The following is a 22,549-nucleotide window of genomic DNA, read 5'->3' as shown; positions in this document are numbered from 1 at the left end:
CACAATATAATCGACTATCGTGTTTTCGTCATTAATTGCTCTAACCCTGCTTCGGATGTTAACATTTCAAGATTATTAAATATTTCCTCTTCGCTCCAGTTCCACCATTGAAGCTTTAGCAAGAATTCAACCTTTTCATCACTAAATCGATTTTTGATAAATTTAGCTGGATTCCCACCATATATTGTATATGGTTCAACACTTTTTACTACTGTTGAGTTAGCGGCAATAATCGCACCATCTCCAATTTTAACACCTGGCATAATGGTTACATTTTGACCTATCCAGACATCGTTACCAATCACAGTATCCCCCTTAAAAGGAAGTTGTTCTATTGTAGGAGTAACCTTTTCCCATCCACAGCCAAAGATATTAAAGGGATAGGTTGTAATTCCATCCATTCTATGATTTGCACCATTCATAATAAACTTAACACCCTCTGCAATTGCACAGAACTTACCTATTATCAGTTTATCCCCCAAAAATTCGTAATGATGCTCTATATTTTCGTAAAATTTCTCTGGAGACTTTTTATTATCGCTATAATAGGTATATTCACCAATCTCAACATTTGGTCTTTTAGGTAGATTACTTATATAGCAAACCGTCTTTATATTTTCATTCGGATAAAGCTTTTTCTTATCTGGTCCCGTCATTGAATATGGACTCCTTTCAGGTATTCAACCTCATTTACTAGTCTTTGAAGAATCTCTATTCCTTTTCTTGTACAATCTACATCAGTTGATATTAAGGAAATAACCTTATCGACCCTTTCCTTGTAATCGCTTGGCTTGATCTTAAAATCTTCAATCATCTTAACAGCCTTTTTTTCATTTATACAGTATTCTTTATTTATTGCAAACAAGACTTGATTAAGGGAAGATATGCTTCGAAAGCAATGACCGCAAACATAGGATACATCGTCTTTATCAATATTGTTCTCAGCAAACATTAAAGAGAAACCTGCCTCAAACATATAAAATTCAGTTAATCCCTTCTGCAAAGCGGTTGGATAACGTTCTGCTTGCTTTTTAAACTCATAAAAGTTTTCATCATTAGCATATTGTATCTTGCTGATTGCCAATTCTCCACGATACATAGCACTTATATAACCATGAGGATGCCCGGTCTGATAATTGGCAGTAACAATTCCTTGCTCCGTATCTTTGATTATTTGTTCCACCCGTTTTATATCACGTAAAATCAAGTCAACATGATACCCGTTTATAACTAACCATCCACCGCCATTAATCCAATCACCCCACGCTCCGGGAGGTACAACAAGGTTGTTTCTATTCTCATCATCCAACTCTGTAGCAATTTGGTTAATCGCTGTCAGGTCAAATGATTCTGATTTGTAATAGATTCCGATATCTATATCAGAATCCTCTGTATGGGTACCTCTTGCACGGGAACCCCCTAATACGATGCCTTCTATATAAGGCAAAGAGGATAATTTTTCTGTCACTGATTGAATAATATTATCTATCATACGAACACACTCCTTTATTTTATTTTGCATCTAATTTTCTAATCTCAGTCATCATCGGGCAAACTATAGCAATACCGATGATTAAAATACCTGATATTAAAAACCAATGGTTTATACCAATTCTATCAGCAAAGAACCCGGAAAGGATTAACCCTAGTGGCATTGCAAGTGACATGATACTACCGGTGAAGGAAAATACACGCCCTAAATATTCAGGCTTGATTTTTTGCTGAAATAGTGCTGTTTGTACACCGCTGTAAAATGGAACTGAAAGCCCCATTATTGCACAGCAGACTACAAATATGATAAATCCACTTGGAGGAAGTAATCCTGCAATGGCTAAACTAGCTCCCATCATAAAAAATGAACCTGTTATTAAAGGTACACGCTTTTCGTAACTTCCCAATCTTCCTAATATCAAGCCGCCTGCCAGCATGCCAGAGGCAAAAGCAATTTCGGTAATAGAAATATGCATCGGTGTTCCATTAAAATATTCCATGCTGATTAAAGGATATAGTGCATTAATTGGCATATAAACAAAAGTATATAGTGTTCCTAAGAGTAATAAGGCAAACAATCCTTTGTTTTGTCTCAGAACGACAATTCCTTCTTTCATTTCTCTTATGAAATTTGGTTCCAAACTTTGCACTTGATCACCCAGCTTAGGAATACGTACAATTGCTACCGTAATAGATGCAATCACAGCACCCAACACATCGATGGCAATAATAGCATTTAAATCCCAAACGGAGTATAGGAGTGCTGCAACTGCTGGACTAACAATATAGCTTATAGACTGCAAAGACTGACTATAGCCTGCGCATTTCGTCAGCTGTTCTTCTGGTACTAAAAGTGGCGTAACCGCATTGAGTGCTGGGGTATGAAAAGCTGTTCCAATGCTACGGATAAACAATACTATCATAACTATCCAGACAGGTAGCTCCATATACAATGCAACAATAGCAAGCACTGCCCCAGCTGCTGCGATAATTAAATCAGCACCAATCATTATCTTCTTCCTATCATGACGATCCACTAGCACACCAATCGCAGGTCCAAAGACCGCATAGGGTAAAAAACCTACTAGTGAAGCCATAGACAAGACCATCGCAGATCCTGTTTTCTCTGTAAGGTAAAAAATAATCGCCATTTGCAGGATGGCACTAGTGATTAATGATACTGCTTGCCCTGCCCATATTGTATAAAACTTAAGTTTCCAATTGTTGTATTTTTCCATTTATATTATCTCCTGCATATTATTTTGCTTGAATTTCTATTTTGAATAGCATTCTAGGCAATAAAAAATGCAGGCCTAAATCCACAATGTGGCTTTTGGTCTGCATACATACAATTTGGAAACATTCATATTAAAGACATAGTTAAATAAAACTATAGTTAAATGGTCTATATCTCACCGTAACTAATGAATGCTCAATATCGTATAAATAAGCACAACAAAAAAGCCTATCATCGGGGATAGATTCTGCTTTTTTTATTGCCAGCTTATCTTAAACGCATTGAGGCTGTCATAGTTTCGGTTCCTCCTAAACTCTTAATTGTATCAGCATATATTTTAACACAATAAGTTGTATTAAACAACGTTTAAAATTGAAAAAAAGCCACGGACAGTACAACAAACATATACATCCCAGGAAGATAATATTGATTTAATTATAGATTACCTGAATATACCGATAAGCCATGCTTAATACAATAAACAAATAGTTTGCCACCGGTAGTTATAGGAAACCTACAAGTTGGACTTTGTTCTGGGTACAAGCGATTTAGAAATACTCTGTCACTTTTAACATAGGCCACAAAAGAAAGATAATGATCTTTGGTCATTGGATGGTCAAAAGTGACAAAGTAATCAGTATCTATTTCCTCTACCGTGATTTTTGGTGCAATAGTTGCAACAGTAGGCAAGACACGTTCTAATTTTCTTCCGCAGCAGAAGATAGAGGCACTTCCTGTGCTCACCAAAATATTGTCACAGGAAGGACAGACATAAAAACGTACTTTATCAATATTGCCGCTATCTGGCTTATTTGATGTAATTTCACCCTCCATCATCTGTTTCATATCAACACCCAGAATAGCGGATAGTTCCGGCCACAACGACAGATCAGGACAGCCTAAACCACATTCCCATTTTGAAACCGTTTTATTTTGAATACCCAGTGCGTCTGCAACATTTCTCTGGGTAAGGTTTTTTTCCTTTCGTAGCTTGGCAATTAATTTTCCTATTTTCACACAGTCCATGCCACCACCTCCATTTCTCTTTAGTATATCATACTACATGAACCTTGCGATTATTTGTAACAACCTTGCTGGAAGCTGCCTCAAATCGGTTATATCCAATGTATTTTCAGCTCCATAAAGTTCTCGGATAGCCTCCTTATCTTGCCCAATGGCTGCAGCAAGGAATTGTATGCCTTCTCGCCTAAATTCCTGCAAAGTATCTTTCATATCACACGCTGCCTTTTCACCTGAATAATCAGGCATAGCTTTAGGCTGCCCGTCACTGATGCTGATTATTAATTTGGTTCTTTGGGGCGCATTAAGCAATCTATCGGAAATAATGCGCAATGCCATGCCATCCCGATTGTTGCTGCGAGCCTGAATGTTCATAAGAGCATATTTTTCATCTGCATCTTTGCTTTCAAAGTCTACATAGGCATGGATGGACATTTGCTCCAGCTTGGAGCGGTCTGCTGTATCCCCGTAGACCATGATTGGAATACCGCATCTTGTGCAAAATTCATACAAGGCAACAGCAGCTTGCTTTGCAGCTTCTAATCGGCCAAAGGCTGACATCGAAGCCGATTCATCAATCCTGAGAGCAACCGCAATAGAGGGTTCTTCCTCAGGCGGACGCTTGCGGGCAAATGTGCGAAAATCCATAGAGGCAACCTGATCCGCGCAAAATTTTGTGCCATACAACCTCGATTTCGCGAATTCAGCAGATAATTCATGCTCCAACAGCGGATTTGTTTTTCTGATTAATTCCCGAATAACTGGCATCAAAGTTGTCATCATACGGTTATACTCTTCCCTGTTCTGGTGGGTAACTTCCGGACGATGGACAATCAGCTTAATATCTTCATGGACACTTCCTTGAACACTTTGCCGTGCTTCCCTGTTCAACTGTTTACGAAATTCTTTTTTTTGTAATTCGGTTATATCTGATTTATCGAGCTCATGATAGAATGGAGTGCCATTTTCCCCATTATCATTGCTTGAAATATCAGTATTTTCATTACTGCTCGTATCAGAATGCCCCTCACTGTCTTCTGATTTTCTCAGACGCACTGCATTTTTATCAGCTTGATCTGTCTTGGCAGAGAATTCTCCGTTTTCGGAAATATTAAATTCCATTACTTCAGGATTTTCTCCGTCTTTTTGCGATTGACATATGTGATCCATTTCCTCAAGCTTTTCTGTCAAGCCATGACTAGCCAGTGCCTGCTCTAAAATAACAAGCTCCTGCGGATCGGTCGTGATTTTGTATAACACCTTATAATATAAACTTTTTTGGATTGAGGCACCACTTTGAACGGCATCCACCCAAAAGATATAAGAACGCATACCGGCCACACCTTTAATGGCATTGGCGCGGGCTGTCTCATCCAGCACCATAATCGTTTCAGCTAAAAGAGATAGTACAGGTTCAGATTCATAACCGGTCTTAGCTTTAACCCGCTCCATCATCACTTCTTTAGGCGGTAAATCTAGTTTTTCCGCATGCTGCACTCGATCTCGCAAAGCTTCATTTAAGGGCCGGAAGCCATTGTAACCGCGGTTTGTTGTGATAACCGCAATAAAATCAGGGTGACGATGCGCGATACGAGTTGGCAAGTTTAGACTGCCATCTGGTTCTAATGCGGAATTTAGCGCCATTAAAACAGCAGCATCCCGAATCACTGTCGGTTCCTGAATCTCCAAGAGCCATCCATTTTCATATGCACGAACAATTTCAGAAGGATAATAGCTATATTCAACCTTATCAGAATGACCATCTTCTTCTGACAGCACCGGAAGAATCGAACCCAGGACATCGGATTTATCCATATCTGCAAAACAGGTTACTTTCGTATAAGGCAGGTTAAAATCAGCAGATAAAGCTTTGGCAATCTGGGTTTTTCCCGAACCAGCATCCCCTTCCAGCAAAATGGTGCTAATTTTCATTTCACCACGATTCCAATTTCGTACGATCTCTTCATATATTCGTTTTTCTGCTTCACTTTCAATATGTGAAGGCGGCTTTTTCCAGACAAGCGACTGTTCCTCTTCAGTCAGCTGCCTGTCCGGTGACAAAATACAAGTCTTTTTCATTGTTAGTAACACTCCAACTCTTCTAGTATGCGGCTAAGCACTCGTTGACGTTCTCCAATTATTTCTCCTAAATCATTTAAACTTTGGGCAAATGCTTTGATGTCCTCATTGATATTTTGATTGTCTACACACACTTCTACTGGTAATACCCCACCTTGTACTCCAACTCGTTCCACTGTGGGTTTTTCCGGGTCATATAAAAGGGGGAGTCGATAAGCCTCCTTGAAGTAAAGCAATGTCCTGGACAAAAAAATCATCAAATCAAATATTTGATGGATGGGCAGCTCCTGGGCCAAAATCAATTCACCATCTTTATCATTTTTCCAAATCTGTGCGGCAATCTGCATTTTTTTATTTTCTTCCAGCATAGGCGCACCTAGCGTTAAACGTTTGATGTCAGATTGATAAGCATTTCTGCCATCTATACGGTCATAATCATTTGACACCATAACAACTTTTTCATTCATCGCCATATCCTCCTTGCATTTGGATCAGCAGCGAGACACTGTTCTCTCAAACTTTCTAATTTTGCTGTATGATCTTCATGTGGGTCATCATACTTTAACACTTTAATAACTGATAGTTCAAAGCCTTCCGAGCCATATTTGTTCCATAGTTCCTGTAATCGTTTATTAGGATGCCAGTTGGCTGCCAATTTCATATTAGTGCTGTTAAAGTCTGATTTTGTATCTTTGGAGATACCCAAAAATACCTCGCCAGTTTCTTTACAACGGTAAGATATTACTCCCATTTCAGGATGTCTGTTTTTATAGGCTTCTAAAAGCTCTTTTTTTCTTTTTGTATCCATCATTTTCACCTCGACTCTAGTATAAAACAATGTATCTCAAAATATAATCCACGCTCCGTAGACCATATGAATGCATTATTATCCAGTAAACAGTACTTTGTAAAAATAGTAGATTGCGTTACTTGTCCATTAAGGTTTTACAATTTCCTGTATGACATAAGCATTATAAAAACGAAAAGCCGCCAATCAAGAGCTGTTTCCCTTAATCAGCGGCAAGTCTTATATCTAATTTTCTATATCTATTGCAATACTTGACTTAAATTCCACCTCAATTCTGTCATCATGCACCGTAACCCTTTCAATAAGCCACCTTACTAATTGCTCATCATACTCCACTAACTCACAGGTTTGTTCATTCAAGTAAGCAGTCATCTCAGCGATTCGTTGCCTTTTTCCTTCTCGCTCTGCATTTTCAACTAGTGCATTTTGCTTTAATTCTCGAAGTCGATAAATTTCATCAGCCACTTCATCATAGTCATTCTTGGACTTTACTTGTATTATAAGCTGTTGTTGCAATTCTTCTAATTTACTATCAATATCATCGGTGGCATTATCATTTTCTTCATTAAATATATACTGTCTCCTCAACCTCAATAAAAAATCTAACCTGTCAACTCAACCCTATCACTTTCAGGGTAGTTGATATGTTTCCTCGAAGAATAAAAATAAGGGTTTCCCGACATTAACGTCATCGACAAAGATGTCATGAGAAAAATTCATTGTCAGGAAACCCTTTATTTATCAGTGTTTTGAATAGTCCTATTTCTCCACCCTAGACATCAAGGCAACACACTCAACGTGCAGTGTTTGCGGGAACAGATCCACTGGTTGGATGCTGCCTACGCTGTAGCCGCCTTCGTGGAATAATTGTAGGTCGCGTGCCATAGTAGCTGGGTTGCAGCTGACGTAGACGATGCGCTCTGGAGCGATTTCCAAGGCTGCTTCGATGAAGGCTGGTTCCAAGCCTTTGCGTGGCGGATCGACAACCAAGACATCCGCTTTGACGCCTTCAGCAGCCCATTTCGGCATTACTTCTTCGGCAGCGCCGACTTCGAAAGTAATGTTGTCGATGTTGTTTGCTGCGGCATTCATTTCGGCCATTTTCACGGCATCGGGAACGACTTCCATCGCATAGACGTGTTTCGCTTTTTCAGCCAATGACAAGGAGATGGTTCCGATTCCGCAATAAGCATCGATGACGGTTTCTTCGCCTGTCAATTGTGCAGCTTCGATCGCCAATTTATAAAGTTTTTCCGTTTGGATCGGGTTCACTTGATAGAATGAGCGGGAAGAGATCGCGAATGTATGGCCCATCAATTTGTCGTGATAAACGTCTTCGCCGTGCAGGACGATGGTTTCGTCACCCAGGATGACATTGTTTTGTTTCGGGTTCACGTTTTGGACGATGCTGACCACTTCCGGTAAAGCTTCCAAAATAGCTGGAATGATTTTACTTTGCGGAAACAGTTTCGCCGTACGCGTAACCAGGACAACCATCATTTCGCCTGTGTAATAACCGCGGCGGATCATGATGTGACGGATATTTCCGGTATGTTTCTTCTCGTCGTAAGCTTTCACGTTGAATTCCTGCAGAATGTCACGGACCTTTACGATGGCTTCATCGATTTTTGGATCCTGGATCTGGAAGTTTTCCATCGGGATCAATTCATGTGTGTTGGTGCGGAAGAACCCGGTAACCAATTTGCCGTCTTTTTGACGTACCGGAATCTGTGCTTTATTGCGGTATCCCCATGGATTTTCCATGCCGATTGTCGGTTTGACTTCGACTTCCGGCATTTTGGCAATGCGTTTCATCACTTGCTCGACGTTGTTCTTTTTGAAAGCCAATTGGGCAGAGTAACGCAGATTCTGCAACGGCATCGTACCAACGCGTGTGCCTTTAACGTCGCGTGTCGGAATGCGGTCAGGAGAACTGGTCAGTCTTTCCTCAATGCGGGCGAATCCAAATGATTTGCCGACTTTGGTAACTTTGATGTTGGCCCGTTCGCCCGGTAGTCCATCCGCTACAAATAATGGATAACCCTCAACTTTTGCGACACCCATACCTTCTGACGTTAAGTCCTCAAATGTTACAGTCATCTTCTCATTTTTTATTACCGGTGCTACCGTATATTGTTTTTTCATGTGTACTCCTCAGTTCGTAATTTTTCATTCGGTTCATTATACCAAAAAAGAAGGCGACTCGATACAGCAAGCCCATTTGTTTGGAAAAAATAAGTACTTTCTCATAATATCGCCTGATGCGGCGCGTCTTATCGATAGGAAGTTTCGCTCGCATTCAGTATAATGGAGATGTATAAACGAGTTTCTGTTGGGTACAGGAAGAAAGCGAGGATGACAAAATGAGCGGACAACGGATCGTTCCCTTTTTGACGTTACCGGGGACTGCAGAAGAAGCGATGCACTTTTATGTTTCCATTTTCCCGAATTCCAGCGTGACCTCCCTCACCAAAATCGATGAGGACGAGCACGGGGAAGGCGGCCGTGTGGTCAATGAGCAGTTTGTGCTGAACGGACAGGATTTCATGGCGATGGACATGGAGGAGGATTTTTTGCCGGATATGACTTGGGCCGTTTCCCTTTACGTGGACTGCGAAGATGAATCCAGCTTCGATAACTACTTTGATTCCTTATCCAAGGATGGCGTGGTGATGATGGGACCTGAAGCAGTCGGTGAATTGCGCGCGGTAGCTTGGGTGACCGATCAGTTCGGCGTCACCTGGCAGTTAGTCTGGAAATAATGCGAATGGGCTGCTCCAGTTTATTGGGAGCAGCCCATTTTATAGGATTATCAGACATTCTTGGGTATTCCTGCTTGCCGGTTGTCCGATTCTTTAAGGTTATCGGACAAGCTCAGCCGGACATCCTCGTCTGCTATTCTTCCGCCAATAACGTCGGTAAGTCGGCTACGGTATCCAGATTGACAGAACCGACCGCCTTTCCGTCCTCCAGCTTGATCAGGATGGGTACGAACGCGATGCCGTACGTATCCAGCACCTCGTCATAGTTGACGTCATTGGAGCGTTTTTTCGTATTGTAATAATAGGCGGTCTGCCCTGTTTCCGCCAATTCCTCCTCAAGGAGTGGACGGAATTTCTTGCAGTAGGGGCAGTCATCGAATCCGAAGTAGAGGTAGGCCACGTCCTGCGCGACCACTTCTTCGTATTCCGTTTCATTTGATATGGCCACGATCCGGGAATTTTCCTTGTTCCCGCAGGCTACAAGCAATATTAACAGTCCACTCAAAAATAAGATAGACAAAAATTTCTTCTGTTTTTTCGGCATACGACAGGTCCCCTTTGGCATAAATGTGTCTTTTTTCCAGTATAACAAAAAATGCCCGGGACCTCTCATCAGAAGACCGAGAGGCCGGGCATTTTTCAGATTCTCATTTTTAATTCTTGCCGTCGTAAGGCAAGCGTTTGTCGTTCACTTCATCCGGATGCAGGGTTTCAACTTCTTTCATGAAGCCAGTGCCGGCGCCTGCAAGAATGTCTTCATCGACTTCTTCGATCGGATCGGCGTAATCGGAAGTATTCCCGATTATTTTGATGTGCTGTTGGTGATTCGTGAATGTGGTAGGTGCATCCCCGCCGTACTCCCCATCCAAGTTGATCATCAAACGGGATCCGTCCTTAGATTCTGCTTTGACAAAGCTGGTGTGTGTGTAAAGGACATTCGAATTTTCCAGATGTCTACCCCCGTTCAATACTTGGGCCAACAGTTGCAGGATTTCAAAAATATTAGCAGTCTTTACGATAAACAGAGTGAACTTACCGTCACCCAAAACGATGTTCGGATCAATCGTTTCAAAACCTCCCACCGAATTGGTCAAAGCCACAAAAAACATCGAAGCCATGCCGTCGTAGACGCCGTCTTCATACTCGATGCGCATGTGCATTGGTTTGAGCTGGGGAATTTTTTCAGCACCTTTCACTAAGTAGGCAAGGTAGCCGAAAATGGTTTTCAGTTTTGCCGGGACGTCGTAGGTCAAATCCGTCAGATAGCCGCCTGCTGCGATATTTATAAAATAAGTATCATTCGATTGACCAATATCCATCGGTATGACATTACCCGCCGCGATGACGCGGGCTGCATCCAACATATTTGAGCGCGGAATCTTCAAAGCACGGGCATAGTCATTTGTGGTCCCCGCAGGTATGATGCCGACTGTTGGTCTGTTGTCCAATCCGGCGATGCCATTGATAACCTCGTTTACGGTACCATCACCACCTGCTGCAACGATTAGATCGAAACCGGCCAAAGCAGCACGCTCCGCTTCTTTTGTAGCAGAAAGGGGTTCTGGTGTCGTGGCATAAGCACTGGCTTCATAGCCTGCTTCTTCCAATATTTGAAGGATATCAATCATGCTTTTTTTCAGCATTTCTCTTCCGGAAGTAGGATTGTAAATTACTCTTGCTCTCATTCGTTTCCTCATCTTTCTAAGCTCATCTATTATACAGGTCACAAGTTATCTTTTATTTACTAAACCGTTCAATTACTGATTATATCACCAAAATCAGAATTATACTAATTGCTAAATAGGGAAAAGATAGGTTTATTGCGGTTTTTTTTGATTTTATTATTTCAGAAAAAAAGCCAACCTCCCGAAGGAAGTTGGCTGGAATGTGTGCAACGCAGACGCGTTCTGAATCCCGAGAATCATGAGCATCAATTCTCTTGGTACAAAGATTGCCAAAGACCTCAAACGTCGTACTGTGACGTTTGAGTGCCTAAGCTGACATTACGTCACGGCCAAAAAGCGGCCGTTCTCGTAATGTCCTCTTAGTGCTCGCCCCCTACCCGCAATTCATCGTATCCTATCTTTTTTCTAATTCCTGCGCTAGTAGTTGGTTGACCATGCCTGGGTTGGCTTGACCTTTGGTTTGTTTCATGATTTGGCCTACCAGGAAGCCTTTGGCGCGGTCTTTTCCAGCTTTGAAGTCGTCAACGGATTGTTGGCTGTTGTCCAAAACAGCGTTGATGATCGGCAACAATTGGGCTGGATCGCTCATTTGGATCAGACCTTCTGCTTCTACAACGGATTTGGCATCGCCGCCTTTTGTTGCCAACAGGCGGAAGACTTTCTTGGCGATTTTCGTACTGATGGTTCCGTCTTCGATCAATGTGATCATGCCGGCAAGGTTTGCTGGCGTCAGTTTCGTTTCGGCCAGTTCCACTTTTTCGCTGTTCAGGTACGCGGAAACTTCGCCCATCAACCAGTTGGAAGCCAATTTGGCATCGGCACCAGCAGCGATGGTACCTTCGAAGAAGTCGGACATTTCTTTCGAAAGCGTCAATACCATTGCATCGTATTCAGGCAAATCGTATTCCGAAATGTATCTTTCGCGGCGTTTTGCAGGCATTTCCGGAATGCTGGCTTTTACGCGGTCGATCCATTCTTGGGAGATGGTCAAGCCTGGCAGATCCGGTTCCGGGAAGTAACGGTAGTCGCTTTCGCCTTCCTTGACGCGCATCAAGATCGTTTCGCCGGTTGTTTCATCGAAACGGCGTGTTTCTTGTTGGATGATGCCGCCAGCGTTCAATACTTGCGCTTGGCGTTTTTCTTCGTGAGCCAATCCTCTGCGGACGAAGTTGAAGGAGTTCAAGTTCTTCAATTCTGTTTTGGTACCAAATTTTTCTTGGCCGAATGGGCGGATGGAGATGTTGGCATCGCAACGCATGGATCCTTCTTCCATCTTCACGTCGGATACATCTGTGTACATGATGATTTGACGTACCGCATCCAGATAGGCATAAGCCTCTTCCGGAGAGCGCATATCCGCTTCCGATACGATTTCGATCAGTGGTGTTCCTTGACGGTTCAAGTCGACGTAGGAATAACCATCCGATCCGTGCATGTTTTTGCCTGCATCTTCTTCAAGATGGACGCGCTCGATGCGGATTTTTTTCTTGACGCCTTCCACTTCGATTTCGACCCAGCCGTCATGGCCGATCGGATTGTCCAATTGCGAAATTTGGTACGCTTTCGGATTGTCCGGATAGAAGTAGTTTTTGCGGTCGAAGTGTGTTTCAGTAGAGATTTCACAGTTCAAAGCCAATGCGGCCTTCATGCAGAATTCGACTGCGCCTTTGTTGATGACCGGCAAGACGCCTGGATAACCCCAGTCGATGACGTTTGTGTTTGTGTTCGGTTCTGCCCCAAAGTGTGCTGGAGATGGGGAGAACATTTTTGATTCAGTTTTCAATTCTACATGGACTTCCAGTCCGATGACTGTTTCATAATTCATAATGTTTTCCTCCTACAGGTTTGGGTGTTGGTCAAGATAGTCGTTCGCTTGTTCCAAGGCAAAAGCGGCTTGATAGATCTTCGCTTCTTCGAAGTAGTTACCGATCAATTGGATACCGATCGGCATGCCGTCAGCCGAGAAACCGCCAGGAACGGAAATGGCCGGAACGCCCGCCAAGTTGATCGTTACGGTCAACAAGTCGTCCATGTACATAGCCAATGGATCGTCGTTCTTTTCGCCGATTCCGAAAGCAGTCGTTGTAGTGGTAGGTCCCAGAATCAGATCGTAGCCTGCGAAGATGTTCGCAAAATCGCGTTTGATCAGCGTGCGGACCTGACCAGCCTTTTTGAAGTAAGCATCATAGAAACCGGCACTCAATGAGAAGGATCCCAACATGATGCGGCGTTTCACTTCCATCCCGAAACCTTCGGAACGGCTCTTGATGTACAATTCTTCCAACGAATTCACATTTTCTGCACGGTAGCCGTAACGCACTCCGTCAAAACGTTGCAGGTTGGATGAAGCTTCTGATGAAGCGATGATGTAGTAAGCCGGGATTCCATAAGCCAAAGTCGGCATGCTGACTTCTTCTACGGTAGCGCCCATTTCTTCGAATTGAGCAGCTGCTTTTCTGACAGCCTCTTGGATTTCAGCGGATACGCCATCTTGGAAATATTCTTTAGGCAATGCGATTTTCATGCCCGCAACTTTTCCGTTCAGGTTCGCGCTGAATTTCGGCACTTCCATATTTAAGCTCGTGGAGTCTCTCTTATCATAGCCGCTGATTGCTTCCAACAACAAGGCGTTGTCGGTTACGTTGCGCGTCATCGGACCGATTTGGTCAAGGCTGGACGCAAAAGCGATCAAACCGTAACGGGATACGCGTCCGTATGTCGGTTTCATGCCGACGATACCATTGAAAGCAGCAGGTTGGCGAATACTTCCACCTGTATCAGAACCCAAGGAAGCGACAACTTCACCGCTGGCAACCGCAGCAGCAGAACCACCGGATGAACCGCCGGGAACTTTCGTCAGATCCCAAGCATTTTTGGTTTTTTTGTAGTAGGAGTTTTCCGTACTTCCGCCCATGGCAAATTCGTCCATGTTCAGTTTTCCGACGTTGACTGCGCCGGCTTCCTTCAATTTTGTGACGACGGTTGCGTCATAGATCGGCATAAAGTCGCCCAACATGCGGCTCGCCGCTGTCGTTGTCACGCCTTCTGTGACGATGTTGTCTTTGATCCCTAAAGGAATACCGTTCAGGACATTGCCGTCTGCGTAGCCTTTTTCGTCAGCCGCTTGCGCTTGTTTCAAGGCGCCTTCTTCGTTCAAAGCCAAGAATGCTTCCACTTTTCCGTCTGTTTCAGCGATGCGTTTAAAGGCTGCTTGTGTCAGTTCCACGGAAGAAAATTCTTTGTTGACTAAACCTTCATGCAGGCTCGTTAGCGTTTCATTGAAAATACTCATGCGCCTTCCACCTCGTTATCTAAAATTGCGGGCACTTGGATCATGCCGTCTTCGGCTGTCTTGACGTTTTTGAATAAGAGGTCGCGATCCATTCCTGGTTCCGCTACATCTTCACGCATGACATTCTTCAATGCATAGCCATGGGAAGTCACGGGTACATCGGTTGTATCGACTGCTTCCAATTGTTCCACCATGTCGATGATGTCGCCCAATTGTTCTGTAAAATGTTTAATTTCGTGAGGAGCGAATTCCAGCTTGGCCAGTTTTGCTACGTGACGCACTTGCTCTTCAGTGATTGCCATGTAATACCCTTCTTTCTGTCGTTTTGTGTAGGTTTCGTTTTTTTACATACCTGTTCATTTTAGCATAAAAATCATCGGTTTGTGGGAGTTTTCTCACGTTTCCAGCCCTTTATTAAGGAAACCGTTACCTAATCGAAGATATGGTAACTGAAGCCCTGGCTGTCGTTTTCTCTTGTCAGGAACGATTCGATGCCGTTGATCGATTCAATCGTGATCTCAACGGGAATGTTTTGGGGCAGGAACCGTCCTGCTGCATCGGTTACGTGTTGGGTGAAGGCGATGATTTCCGTTTCCCCATAGAACTGAGTCGTGATGTCGATTTCGAGCGACATCAGTTGTCCATCGACGTACTTGCCTTCACCGACGATTCCGTTCAGGTTCGGGAAGAAATCCTGTACTTCATTCTTGAAGTTGTCAAAGTTGGAAGACTCTTCCGTCTGCGTTCCGCTTTGCAACGGGAAAACCACTTTGCTTTCATTGCGGGTGATCCATTCACCGATCGCAGACCCTTCCGTGGAGACGCCTTCGAACAGATAAGAGCCGCCGACCGGGCTGTCTTGCGCTGATTGCTCATATATGCCGATGACGATCGGAATGCTTTCCAATCCCTCTGTCTGGCGCAAACGGGTAATGATTGTATTTGCATAAGCTTTTGCCTGTTCTTCCAGTTTATCGCGGGAAATAGCTTGTTCCATCGGCACATCATTCACTTTGTAATAGTCGACCGAATTCATCGCCAATCCGATGGCCATTCCGGCCAACTCAAAGCCATTTTCATTCTGGATCATATAATCCTGTTCCAAAATTTGCTCCAGATAGATCGGCTCTCTGGTGGCCGCATCGGTGCTGCCGTTATCGGTCGGATTCAAACCGTCCGGATTGGAGTCGCTGTAACGCCCCAACCATAACCTTGTCGTATCATAATCGATGACTTGGCCTTCTTGAAAAAAGTATTGGTCAGTCGGGAAAACATTTTTCGCTACATCCAACAGATCCGCCTCAAAGTCTTTGATGTTGGCTGTCGAGTTCAGCGAGAGGCTGACGCCACGATTCTGGCTGAATTGGTATTTGCCGTCCACGATCAAGGCCGGATAATAATCGGTCGACAACTGATTTTGTGTCGTTTGGACAGTCACTTTTTCGGGTCCGGTATTGGTTGTGTTCTCCGTCGTTTGCGTCTCTGATAGCTGTCCGCAACTGGCCAACAGGAACATCGCTGCTCCGGAGACAGTCATAAGGATGACGCTTTTCGCTTTATTCACTGCTGTCACTTCTTTCCAAGTTTTTCACCATGTCTTCTTCTGTCCAGACGGGGATGCCCAGACTTTGGGCTTTTGCCAATTTGCTTCCTGCTTCTTCTCCGGCCACGATCCAGTCGGTCTTTTTGGAGACACTGCCGGTCACTTTTCCACCGAGAGCCTCGATCATTTCCGTCGCTTCGGTTCGGTTATAGTGCGTCAGTTTGCCCGTCAATACAACCGTTTTGCCGTTCCAGATGGAATCGACAGCAGCCACCTCAGCCTTTTTCTTGCCGAGATAGGTCAGATTCACGCCGTTCGCTCGGAATTCTTCAATCAGGTCCTTCACTTCAGGCAGTTGGAAATAGGCCACAACACTATCCGCGATGATATCACCCATGCCTTCGACGGCCATGATTTCTTCTTTTGTCGCCTGCATCAGCCGATCGATGGTTTCGAATTCCGCTGCCAGGCTGGCTGCCGCTTTGGCTCCGACATGACGGATGCCCAAGCCGAACAGCAGGCGTTCAAAAGAGTTCCCGCGGCTCTGATCGATGGCCGTCACAATATTGTTGGCGGACTTTTCTTTGATTTTATCCAATTGGTAAAGGTCTTCTTCCGTCAGTTTATACAGGTCGGCTACATCCTTGACGAGCCCTTTTTCGAACATCTGGCTGACGACGCGAACGCCCAGACCGCTGATGTTCATGGCATTGCGCGAAACGAAGTGAGACAGGCCCTCTTTGATCTGGGCAGGGCACTTCGGATTGATGCAGCGCAGAGCTACTTCGTCCTCCAGATGCACCAACTGGCTTGCGCAGGCCGGGCACGTTTCGGGAATGACATAAGCTTCACTTTCCGGACCTCTGCGGTCGATAAGGACATGCTGGATTTCCGGAATGATGTCGCCGGCCTTGTGGATCACGACCGTGTCGCCGATGCGCACATCCTTCTCGCGGACGAGATCGACGTTATGCAGGCTGGCGCGTTGCACGGTGGAACCGGCCAAGAATACCGGATCCATTACGGCAGTCGGTGTCACGACACCGGTACGGCCGACTGTCCACTCGATGTCGCGCACGATCGTTTCGGCTTCTTCTGCTTTGAATTTGTAGGCGATCGCCCACCGCGGCGCTTTAACCGTATAACCGATTTCCTCTTGGGCAGAAAAAGCATTGACTTTGATGACGATGCCGTCGATTTCGTAAGGCAAATCTTTCCTTTTTGCTGCGATTTCTTCCGTGAATGCCCAGACTTCTTCGATCGAATCAAAGAGTCGGCGTTCCGGATTGGTCCGCAAACCGACCTGCGCCAATCGGTTCAATAACGCGTCCTGTGTCTCCACAGCCAATTGTTCGAAATTGGTTGCGTTGTACAGATAGATATTCAGGTTGCGGCTGGCCGCAATACTCGCGTCCAGTTGGCGCAGACTGCCGGCAGCGGCATTGCGCGGATTCGCAAAAATCTCCAAGCCTTTCTCATCACGATCCGCGTTCAATTGGACGAAGGACGCTTTCGGCATGTAGCATTCGCCGCGGACTTCGAAAGTCAGCGGTTCATTCAGACGCAATGGAATGGCTTTGACCGTCCGCAAGTTCTGCGTGATGTCTTCGCCGATATTTCCGTCACCTCGCGTCGCGCCTTGGACAAACAGGCCGTTTTCGTATTTCAAAGACACGGCTAAACCGTCGATTTTCAGCTCGCACATGTACTGCAAAGGCTGATCGGTCAATTTGCTGATGCGTTGATGGAATTGCAGCAAGTCCTCCTGATTGAAGGCATTCCCTAAGCTCAGCATCGGTGAATCATGCTGGACTTTGGTGAAGCCGGGCAGGATGGTCCCGCCGATGCGTTGCGTCGGTGAGTCCGTGGTGATCAGCTCAGGATGGGCTTTTTCCAATTTTTCCAGTTCTTGATACTGCTGGTCGTATTCTTTATCTGAAATACTGGGTTTGTCCAGTACATAATACTCGTAACTGTAGCGGTTGAGGAGCGTCTTCAACGTCTCGATGCGCTCTTGGGCTTCGGTCAGACTTTCTTTCGCCATGAATGATCCCCTCCTAAATTATTCTTTTTCGATCGGTGCAAAAGATGCCAACAAGCGCTTGATGCCGATGTTCTTGAAGGCAATATCCAACGTCAATCCATCGCCTTCCCCGCTTGTCTGAACGACAATGCCTGTGCCCCATTTTTTGTGGCTGGCTTTGTCGCCCACAGCCCAACCTAGGCTGGCCGCACCACTTGTTCCGGTCTGCTTGACGGACTGCGTCGTTTTTTCACGCGATCCGGCCGAAAACGGCTGACTGAAGGCTTTCTCTTGGCGGGTATCGCTTGCTGTTTTCCAACGACCGCCAGAGCTTGCCGGTTTTGATGAAAATGAGTTTGTCATGGATCCTGAGCTGTCCTCGCGGTCCAGAACGGAACCGTCCAATTCATCAAGGAAGCGCGATGCCGGATTGGACATCGTACGTCCATAAAGCATGCGGGAATAGGCATTCGTCAGGAACAGTCTTTGCTCCGCCCGTGTGATGCCGACATAGGCCAGGCGCCGTTCTTCCTCCATCTGGTCCTCATCCATGAAGGAGCGGGACGATGGGAAAATGCCGTCTTCCATCCCGATGATGAAGACGATCGGGAATTCCAATCCTTTGGCTGCGTGCATCGTCATCAGCGTCACTTCGCTCTGCGGTTCTTCCTCGATCTGATCCAAATCGGAAACCAGCGCCAAATCGGTCAGGAAGGAGGTCAGATCAAAGTCTTCTGGATTCATTTTATCGAACTCCTGGGTTACCGACAGGAATTCGTTGATGTTTTCGATCCGGGCTTCCGACTCAAGCGTCTTCTCCATTTCGAGGGCTTCCAGATAAGTCGTCTGGGAAAGCAACTCCTGGACCAATTCTGTGATCGGCAGGAATTCCTGCATTTTATGCAGATTATCCATAATAGTCGCGAATTTCTTCAATTCCTTCGCAGCTTTTCCGGATACGCTGGACATTGCCACATCATGGGCAGCCTGCAATAAGGTCAGGTCATGCATATTGGCGAATTCACGCAGTTTTTCGACACTCGCGTCACCGATGCCGCGTTTCGGCACATTCACAATCCGGCCGAAGCTCAAATCATCGGACGGATTCACGATCAAGCGCAGATAAGCCAAGATGTCTTTGATCTCTTTGCGGTCGTAGAACTTGCGTCCGCCAACCATCTTGTAAGGGATATTCGACTTCAGGAGATTCTCCTCGATGACACGCGACTGGGCGTTCGTCCGGTAGAGCACTGCGAAATCGCCGTACTGGCGTTTGTTTTCGCGGACTTCCTGTTGCATCTTCGAGATGACGTAGCGCGCTTCGTCATGTTCGGATTGGCCACGGTAGTAAACGATATTCTCGCCGTCCGGATTATCAGTCCACAACTCTTTTTCTTTCCGATTGACGTTGTTTTGGATCACATCATTGGCTGCACGCAAGATTTTTTTGGTGGAGCGATAGTTCTGCTCCAGCAAGACCACTTTTGCATCCGGATAATCCTTTTCGAAGTTGAGGATGTTCTCCATGTCAGCACCGCGCCAACCGTAGATGCTTTGGTCCGCATCGCCGACGACGCAGATGTTTTTGAATTTGTTGGCCAACAGCTGCACCAATTGGTATTGGGCGTAGTTGGTATCCTGGTATTCGTCCACATGGATGTAATGGAATTTATTTTGGTAGTAGGACAACGTTTCTGGATATTCCTGGAACAGTTTGACCGTCAGCATGATCAGGTCGTCAAAATCCATTGATTGGCTGTTTTCGAGCGCTTTTTGGTAATCTTTGTAGCATTCGTAGACGATATTATCGATGTATCCGCCGGCCAGATCGCCGAATTCCTTCGGTGTCTGCAGTTCGTTTTTCGCTTGGCTGATCCGTCCCAAAATCATACGATGATCGAATTTTTTGGCATCCAGATTCTTTTCGCGGATGATGCGTTTCATCAATGTTTCGGTTTCGCTCTGGTCGCAGATCGTGAAGGAGCGCGCATAGCCGAGCTGTTCGCTCTCTCTTCTGAGGATCCGTACGCACATGGAGTGGAAAGTGGATACCCACATGTCGTTCCCGACCGTTCCGACCAAGCGGATAACCCGCTCTTTCATTTCTTTTGCCGCTTTGTTCGTAAAGGTGATGGCTAAGATGTTCCAAGGGTTTACCGATTTTTCTTCCAGTAGATAGGCCATGCGGTGGGTCAGCACGCGTGTTTTGCCGCTGCCTGCCCCCGCCATGATCAATAGTGGGCCTTCTGTCGCCAAAACGGCTTCTGCTTGCCTTGGATTCATTCCTTTGATGAGGTCGTGTTTTTGTTGCACATTTGCCATCCTTTCTTTTGTTGCCTTTGTTTCAGAGTGTGTATGGGTATGTTCTATTTTGATAGCTACAAGGCGATGATGCAGCCTTATAGTTTCTGATTTGCATCATGGTTTAGTCTATCATTTTAGAGCGTGGCTATCAATGAATCCCCGGATATTTTAAATAGTTTTTACCCCTTGTTCCCCTTGATGCGGTTCAGGTTCATTTTCCCTATTATGCCGTCCAACAAAAAGGTCCTGCCGCTGAATCGTTTAGTTGATTCAGCGGCAGGACTTTCTTTTTAGTCAGTCTACTGCGCCAAGCTATCATTGGAGTCCTTCAAGGTTTCGAAGAAGAAGAGGAGGTATTCCCCCATCTTCTCGTAATCCTTGTCGCGCATACAAACAGCTATTTCCTTGTATAACTCGAGTAACTGCGCTTCGCTTTGGTAACGTTCTTCATCCATCAGATCAGTGTTGTCGGAATAAGTGCTATGGATGTCACGGGCCGTCGTCATGATCACTTTCTTCAGGAACTGATTTTCGCTAGGAGCGATGAACGTTTCAAAAATCCTGTACTCATTCTTGAAGTAGCCGGTCGCATCCCGATAGTCGAGGTACTCCGTTTGTTTTTCGAGGATTGTTTCAAAAAGCTGATAATCCAAAGCGATGTCGTTTTCTTTCAGATACTGCAGGTAGTTCATGATCAGGCCAGCAATCAGTTCCAGGCGTTCCAGCAAACCCTCGTTTGAAATTTTCTTCTCAGCCACGATATAGCCTTTGTAGGGAATCGATTTCACCAGGCCTTCTTCCTCCAACAACAGCAGCGCGGTACGAATCGGAGTCCGGCTCATGAACAAGGCTTCCGATATGAGTTGTTCAGTTATTTTGGTTCCCGGCGGCCAGCTGGTGCTGTCGATTTTGTCTTTAATATAGTCATATGCTTTATTGAATAGTCTATCCTCCATCGCTATACCCTTCCTTCATATCAAAGCGCGGACACCGTTCCCGTTACTCTGCAGATTCTAACAAGCCGTTTTCTTCCAGTTCGTTGATGAGGGTATCCGGGCTGTCACCCAATAAGGTGACGTGTCCCATTTTCCGTTTCGCGCGGTGTTCTTTTTTTCCATAAAAATGGAAATGCCAATCCGGTTTGGTCAGCAAGAGAATCAGCGCTTCATCAAGTTTTTCTTCCATGATATTGAACGTCACGCTAGTATCGTACAGCTGGATTTCCGGAATGGGCAGGCCGCAGATGCAGCGGACCAGGACTTCATATTGAGAGATGCTGCAGCCATCCAGCGAATAATTGCACGAATGGTGCGGGCGGACGACCAAACGGTTCACATACAGCGTTCCTGATGAAGTCATGAATGTCTCGATCGTCAAAATTCCGGTCAGATTCATGGCCTTCGCAGCCAGCTTGCCGATATGCTCCAGCTCTTTCTGAATATTTCCGCCTACGCGTGCAGGCGTGATGGTCTTCACCAGTTTTTGCTCCCGGTAGATTGTTTCCGTGACAGGGAATGACGTGAACACATTGTTCGCGTCCTGTGCGACTGTGATGGCCAGTTCCATCTCGAATGGGATCCATGCCTCCAAAATGCACGTCCCTTTTTTCAGCAAGGCTGCCGCCCTTTCAAAGTCCTCCTCACTGTACAAAAGATGCTGTACCGGTGTGGCCATTTCAATTCGGAGCGGCTTCAGCACACACGGAAAGCCGATGCTCTTGACCGCTTCTTCCATATCTTCGATGGCGGTTATCGTCGCGTAAGGCGTCACGTTGATGTTCAAGGATTCCAGAAACGCTTTTTCGATTAACCGGTCTTGGGTGATCGAAAGGCTGTCCGGATCCTGCGGTATAGAGATATAAGGATTGATTTGCGTCAACAACATCGTATCTACGGCTTCCGACTCAAAAGTCAGGACATCCGATTTCGCAGCGAGATCCGTCAGCGCATCGAAATCTGTATATTTCTTGGTTATCTGCCAATCCGCTATTTGCCCCGCTGGACAGGCAACATCGGCGTCCAAGATGCCTATTTGGTAGCCCAATTTTTTGGCTTCCAAAGCAATCATACGGGCGACGTGTCCTCCGCCAATAATACCGATTGTTTTCCCGGGTAAAATTTGATTCGGCATGTGATCACACTACTCTCTTGGATTTTTCATTAAAATTCGCTAAAAAAGTCTTTACCAAACCATTTTATCACTATATTCGACGAATGTCGCCATCCAAAAACTGTCTGCTTGTCGAATTTTCGTAGAAATTTCGGGCACATGGCGCAAAAAACGCACGGATAAAGGCTGCCTCTTC

Annotated in this window: 20 protein-coding genes; 1 reads left to right on the top strand and 19 read right to left on the bottom strand. The window is 45.3% G+C overall.

Features of this window, described 5'->3' with window-relative positions; all coding sequences use genetic code 11:
• Positions 1 to 14: 14 nt before the first annotated feature.
• From ACKPCD_RS04880 to rlmD, 9 genes are all read right to left on the bottom strand, one after another.
• Complete coding sequence (locus tag ACKPCD_RS04880; protein WP_242408580.1) at positions 15 to 656, bottom strand: Vat family streptogramin A O-acetyltransferase; 642 nt, start codon at positions 654 to 656, stop codon at positions 15 to 17.
• On the bottom strand, positions 653 to 1,492 hold the full coding sequence (locus ACKPCD_RS04875; protein WP_321434159.1) for a nucleotidyltransferase domain-containing protein: 840 nt from the start codon (positions 1,490 to 1,492) through the stop codon (positions 653 to 655). Before ACKPCD_RS04875 ends, ACKPCD_RS04880 begins: the two co-directional genes overlap by 4 nt.
• Before the next feature lie 19 nt (positions 1,493 to 1,511).
• The gene (gene mef(A), locus ACKPCD_RS04870) at positions 1,512 to 2,729 is read right to left on the bottom strand and encodes a macrolide efflux MFS transporter Mef(A) (protein WP_321434158.1); all 1,218 of its coding nucleotides are present in this window, start codon (positions 2,727 to 2,729) and stop codon (positions 1,512 to 1,514) included.
• A gap of 434 nt (positions 2,730 to 3,163) precedes the next feature.
• Positions 3,164 to 3,754, bottom strand: coding sequence for a helix-turn-helix domain-containing protein (locus ACKPCD_RS04865; protein ID WP_321434157.1), 591 nt, complete (start codon positions 3,752 to 3,754; stop codon positions 3,164 to 3,166).
• Between the two features lie 33 nt (positions 3,755 to 3,787).
• Positions 3,788 to 5,827 carry an AAA family ATPase gene (locus tag ACKPCD_RS04860; RefSeq protein WP_321434156.1) on the bottom strand — a complete coding sequence of 680 codons (2,040 nt, stop codon included), beginning with the start codon at positions 5,825 to 5,827 and terminating at the stop codon, positions 3,788 to 3,790.
• A 2-nt stretch (positions 5,828 to 5,829) separates the two neighbouring features.
• Positions 5,830 to 6,294: a DUF6530 family protein gene (locus ACKPCD_RS04855; protein ID WP_321434155.1), complete on the bottom strand. Its 465-nt coding sequence runs from the start codon at positions 6,292 to 6,294 to the stop codon at positions 5,830 to 5,832.
• The gene (locus ACKPCD_RS04850) at positions 6,291 to 6,638 is read right to left on the bottom strand and encodes a GIY-YIG nuclease family protein (RefSeq protein ID WP_095142680.1); all 348 of its coding nucleotides are present in this window, start codon (positions 6,636 to 6,638) and stop codon (positions 6,291 to 6,293) included. Before ACKPCD_RS04850 ends, ACKPCD_RS04855 begins: the two co-directional genes overlap by 4 nt.
• 222 nt (positions 6,639 to 6,860) lie before the next feature.
• Positions 6,861 to 7,223: a DNA recombinase gene (locus ACKPCD_RS04845; RefSeq protein ID WP_321434154.1), complete on the bottom strand. Its 363-nt coding sequence runs from the start codon at positions 7,221 to 7,223 to the stop codon at positions 6,861 to 6,863.
• Between the two features lie 171 nt (positions 7,224 to 7,394).
• Positions 7,395 to 8,780: a 23S rRNA (uracil(1939)-C(5))-methyltransferase RlmD gene (rlmD, locus tag ACKPCD_RS04840; RefSeq protein ID WP_321434153.1), complete on the bottom strand. Its 1,386-nt coding sequence runs from the start codon at positions 8,778 to 8,780 to the stop codon at positions 7,395 to 7,397.
• A 218-nt stretch (positions 8,781 to 8,998) separates the two neighbouring features.
• Between rlmD and ACKPCD_RS04835 the strand changes: the two genes are divergently transcribed.
• On the top strand, positions 8,999 to 9,397 hold the full coding sequence (locus ACKPCD_RS04835; protein ID WP_321434152.1) for a VOC family protein: 399 nt from the start codon (positions 8,999 to 9,001) through the stop codon (positions 9,395 to 9,397).
• 133 nt (positions 9,398 to 9,530) lie between these two features.
• On the opposite strand, the gene ACKPCD_RS04830 is transcribed toward ACKPCD_RS04835, so the two are convergent.
• The 10 genes from ACKPCD_RS04830 to purK all read right to left on the bottom strand — a co-directional run bounded on the left by ACKPCD_RS04830 (position 9,531) and on the right by purK (position 22,374).
• Positions 9,531 to 9,941, bottom strand: coding sequence for a DUF6568 family protein (locus ACKPCD_RS04830; RefSeq protein ID WP_321434151.1), 411 nt, complete (start codon positions 9,939 to 9,941; stop codon positions 9,531 to 9,533).
• Between the two features lie 109 nt (positions 9,942 to 10,050).
• The gene (locus ACKPCD_RS04825) at positions 10,051 to 11,082 is read right to left on the bottom strand and encodes a diacylglycerol kinase (RefSeq protein WP_321434150.1); all 1,032 of its coding nucleotides are present in this window, start codon (positions 11,080 to 11,082) and stop codon (positions 10,051 to 10,053) included.
• Between the two features lie 394 nt (positions 11,083 to 11,476).
• Positions 11,477 to 12,907 carry an Asp-tRNA(Asn)/Glu-tRNA(Gln) amidotransferase subunit GatB gene (gene gatB / locus ACKPCD_RS04820; protein ID WP_321434149.1) on the bottom strand — a complete coding sequence of 477 codons (1,431 nt, stop codon included), beginning with the start codon at positions 12,905 to 12,907 and terminating at the stop codon, positions 11,477 to 11,479.
• A gap of 12 nt (positions 12,908 to 12,919) precedes the next feature.
• Complete coding sequence (gene gatA, locus ACKPCD_RS04815; RefSeq protein WP_321434148.1) at positions 12,920 to 14,374, bottom strand: Asp-tRNA(Asn)/Glu-tRNA(Gln) amidotransferase subunit GatA; 1,455 nt, start codon at positions 14,372 to 14,374, stop codon at positions 12,920 to 12,922.
• Positions 14,371 to 14,676, bottom strand: coding sequence for an Asp-tRNA(Asn)/Glu-tRNA(Gln) amidotransferase subunit GatC (gene gatC / locus ACKPCD_RS04810; protein ID WP_068560872.1), 306 nt, complete (start codon positions 14,674 to 14,676; stop codon positions 14,371 to 14,373). The genes gatA and gatC overlap by 4 nt, the downstream gene beginning before the upstream one ends.
• A 128-nt stretch (positions 14,677 to 14,804) precedes the next feature.
• Complete coding sequence (locus ACKPCD_RS04805) at positions 14,805 to 15,938, bottom strand: CamS family sex pheromone protein (RefSeq protein ID WP_083546438.1); 1,134 nt, start codon at positions 15,936 to 15,938, stop codon at positions 14,805 to 14,807.
• The gene (gene ligA, locus ACKPCD_RS04800) at positions 15,931 to 17,961 is read right to left on the bottom strand and encodes an NAD-dependent DNA ligase LigA (RefSeq protein ID WP_276647128.1); all 2,031 of its coding nucleotides are present in this window, start codon (positions 17,959 to 17,961) and stop codon (positions 15,931 to 15,933) included. Before ligA ends, ACKPCD_RS04805 begins: the two co-directional genes overlap by 8 nt.
• 18 nt (positions 17,962 to 17,979) lie before the next feature.
• The gene (gene pcrA, locus ACKPCD_RS04795) at positions 17,980 to 20,262 is read right to left on the bottom strand and encodes a DNA helicase PcrA (protein WP_370684637.1); all 2,283 of its coding nucleotides are present in this window, start codon (positions 20,260 to 20,262) and stop codon (positions 17,980 to 17,982) included.
• Positions 20,263 to 20,543: 281 nt separating this feature from the next.
• Positions 20,544 to 21,200 carry a GntR family transcriptional regulator gene (locus tag ACKPCD_RS04790; RefSeq protein WP_321434147.1) on the bottom strand — a complete coding sequence of 219 codons (657 nt, stop codon included), beginning with the start codon at positions 21,198 to 21,200 and terminating at the stop codon, positions 20,544 to 20,546.
• 43 nt (positions 21,201 to 21,243) lie between these two features.
• Positions 21,244 to 22,374 carry a 5-(carboxyamino)imidazole ribonucleotide synthase gene (gene purK, locus ACKPCD_RS04785; RefSeq protein ID WP_321434146.1) on the bottom strand — a complete coding sequence of 377 codons (1,131 nt, stop codon included), beginning with the start codon at positions 22,372 to 22,374 and terminating at the stop codon, positions 21,244 to 21,246.
• Positions 22,375 to 22,549: the final 175 nt, after the last annotated feature.

Source organism: Trichococcus flocculiformis, assembly GCF_963662535.1.
Classification (GTDB): Bacteria; Bacillota; Bacilli; order Lactobacillales; family Aerococcaceae; genus Trichococcus; species Trichococcus flocculiformis.
This window is presented reverse-complemented; position numbering and strand designations above follow the sequence as displayed.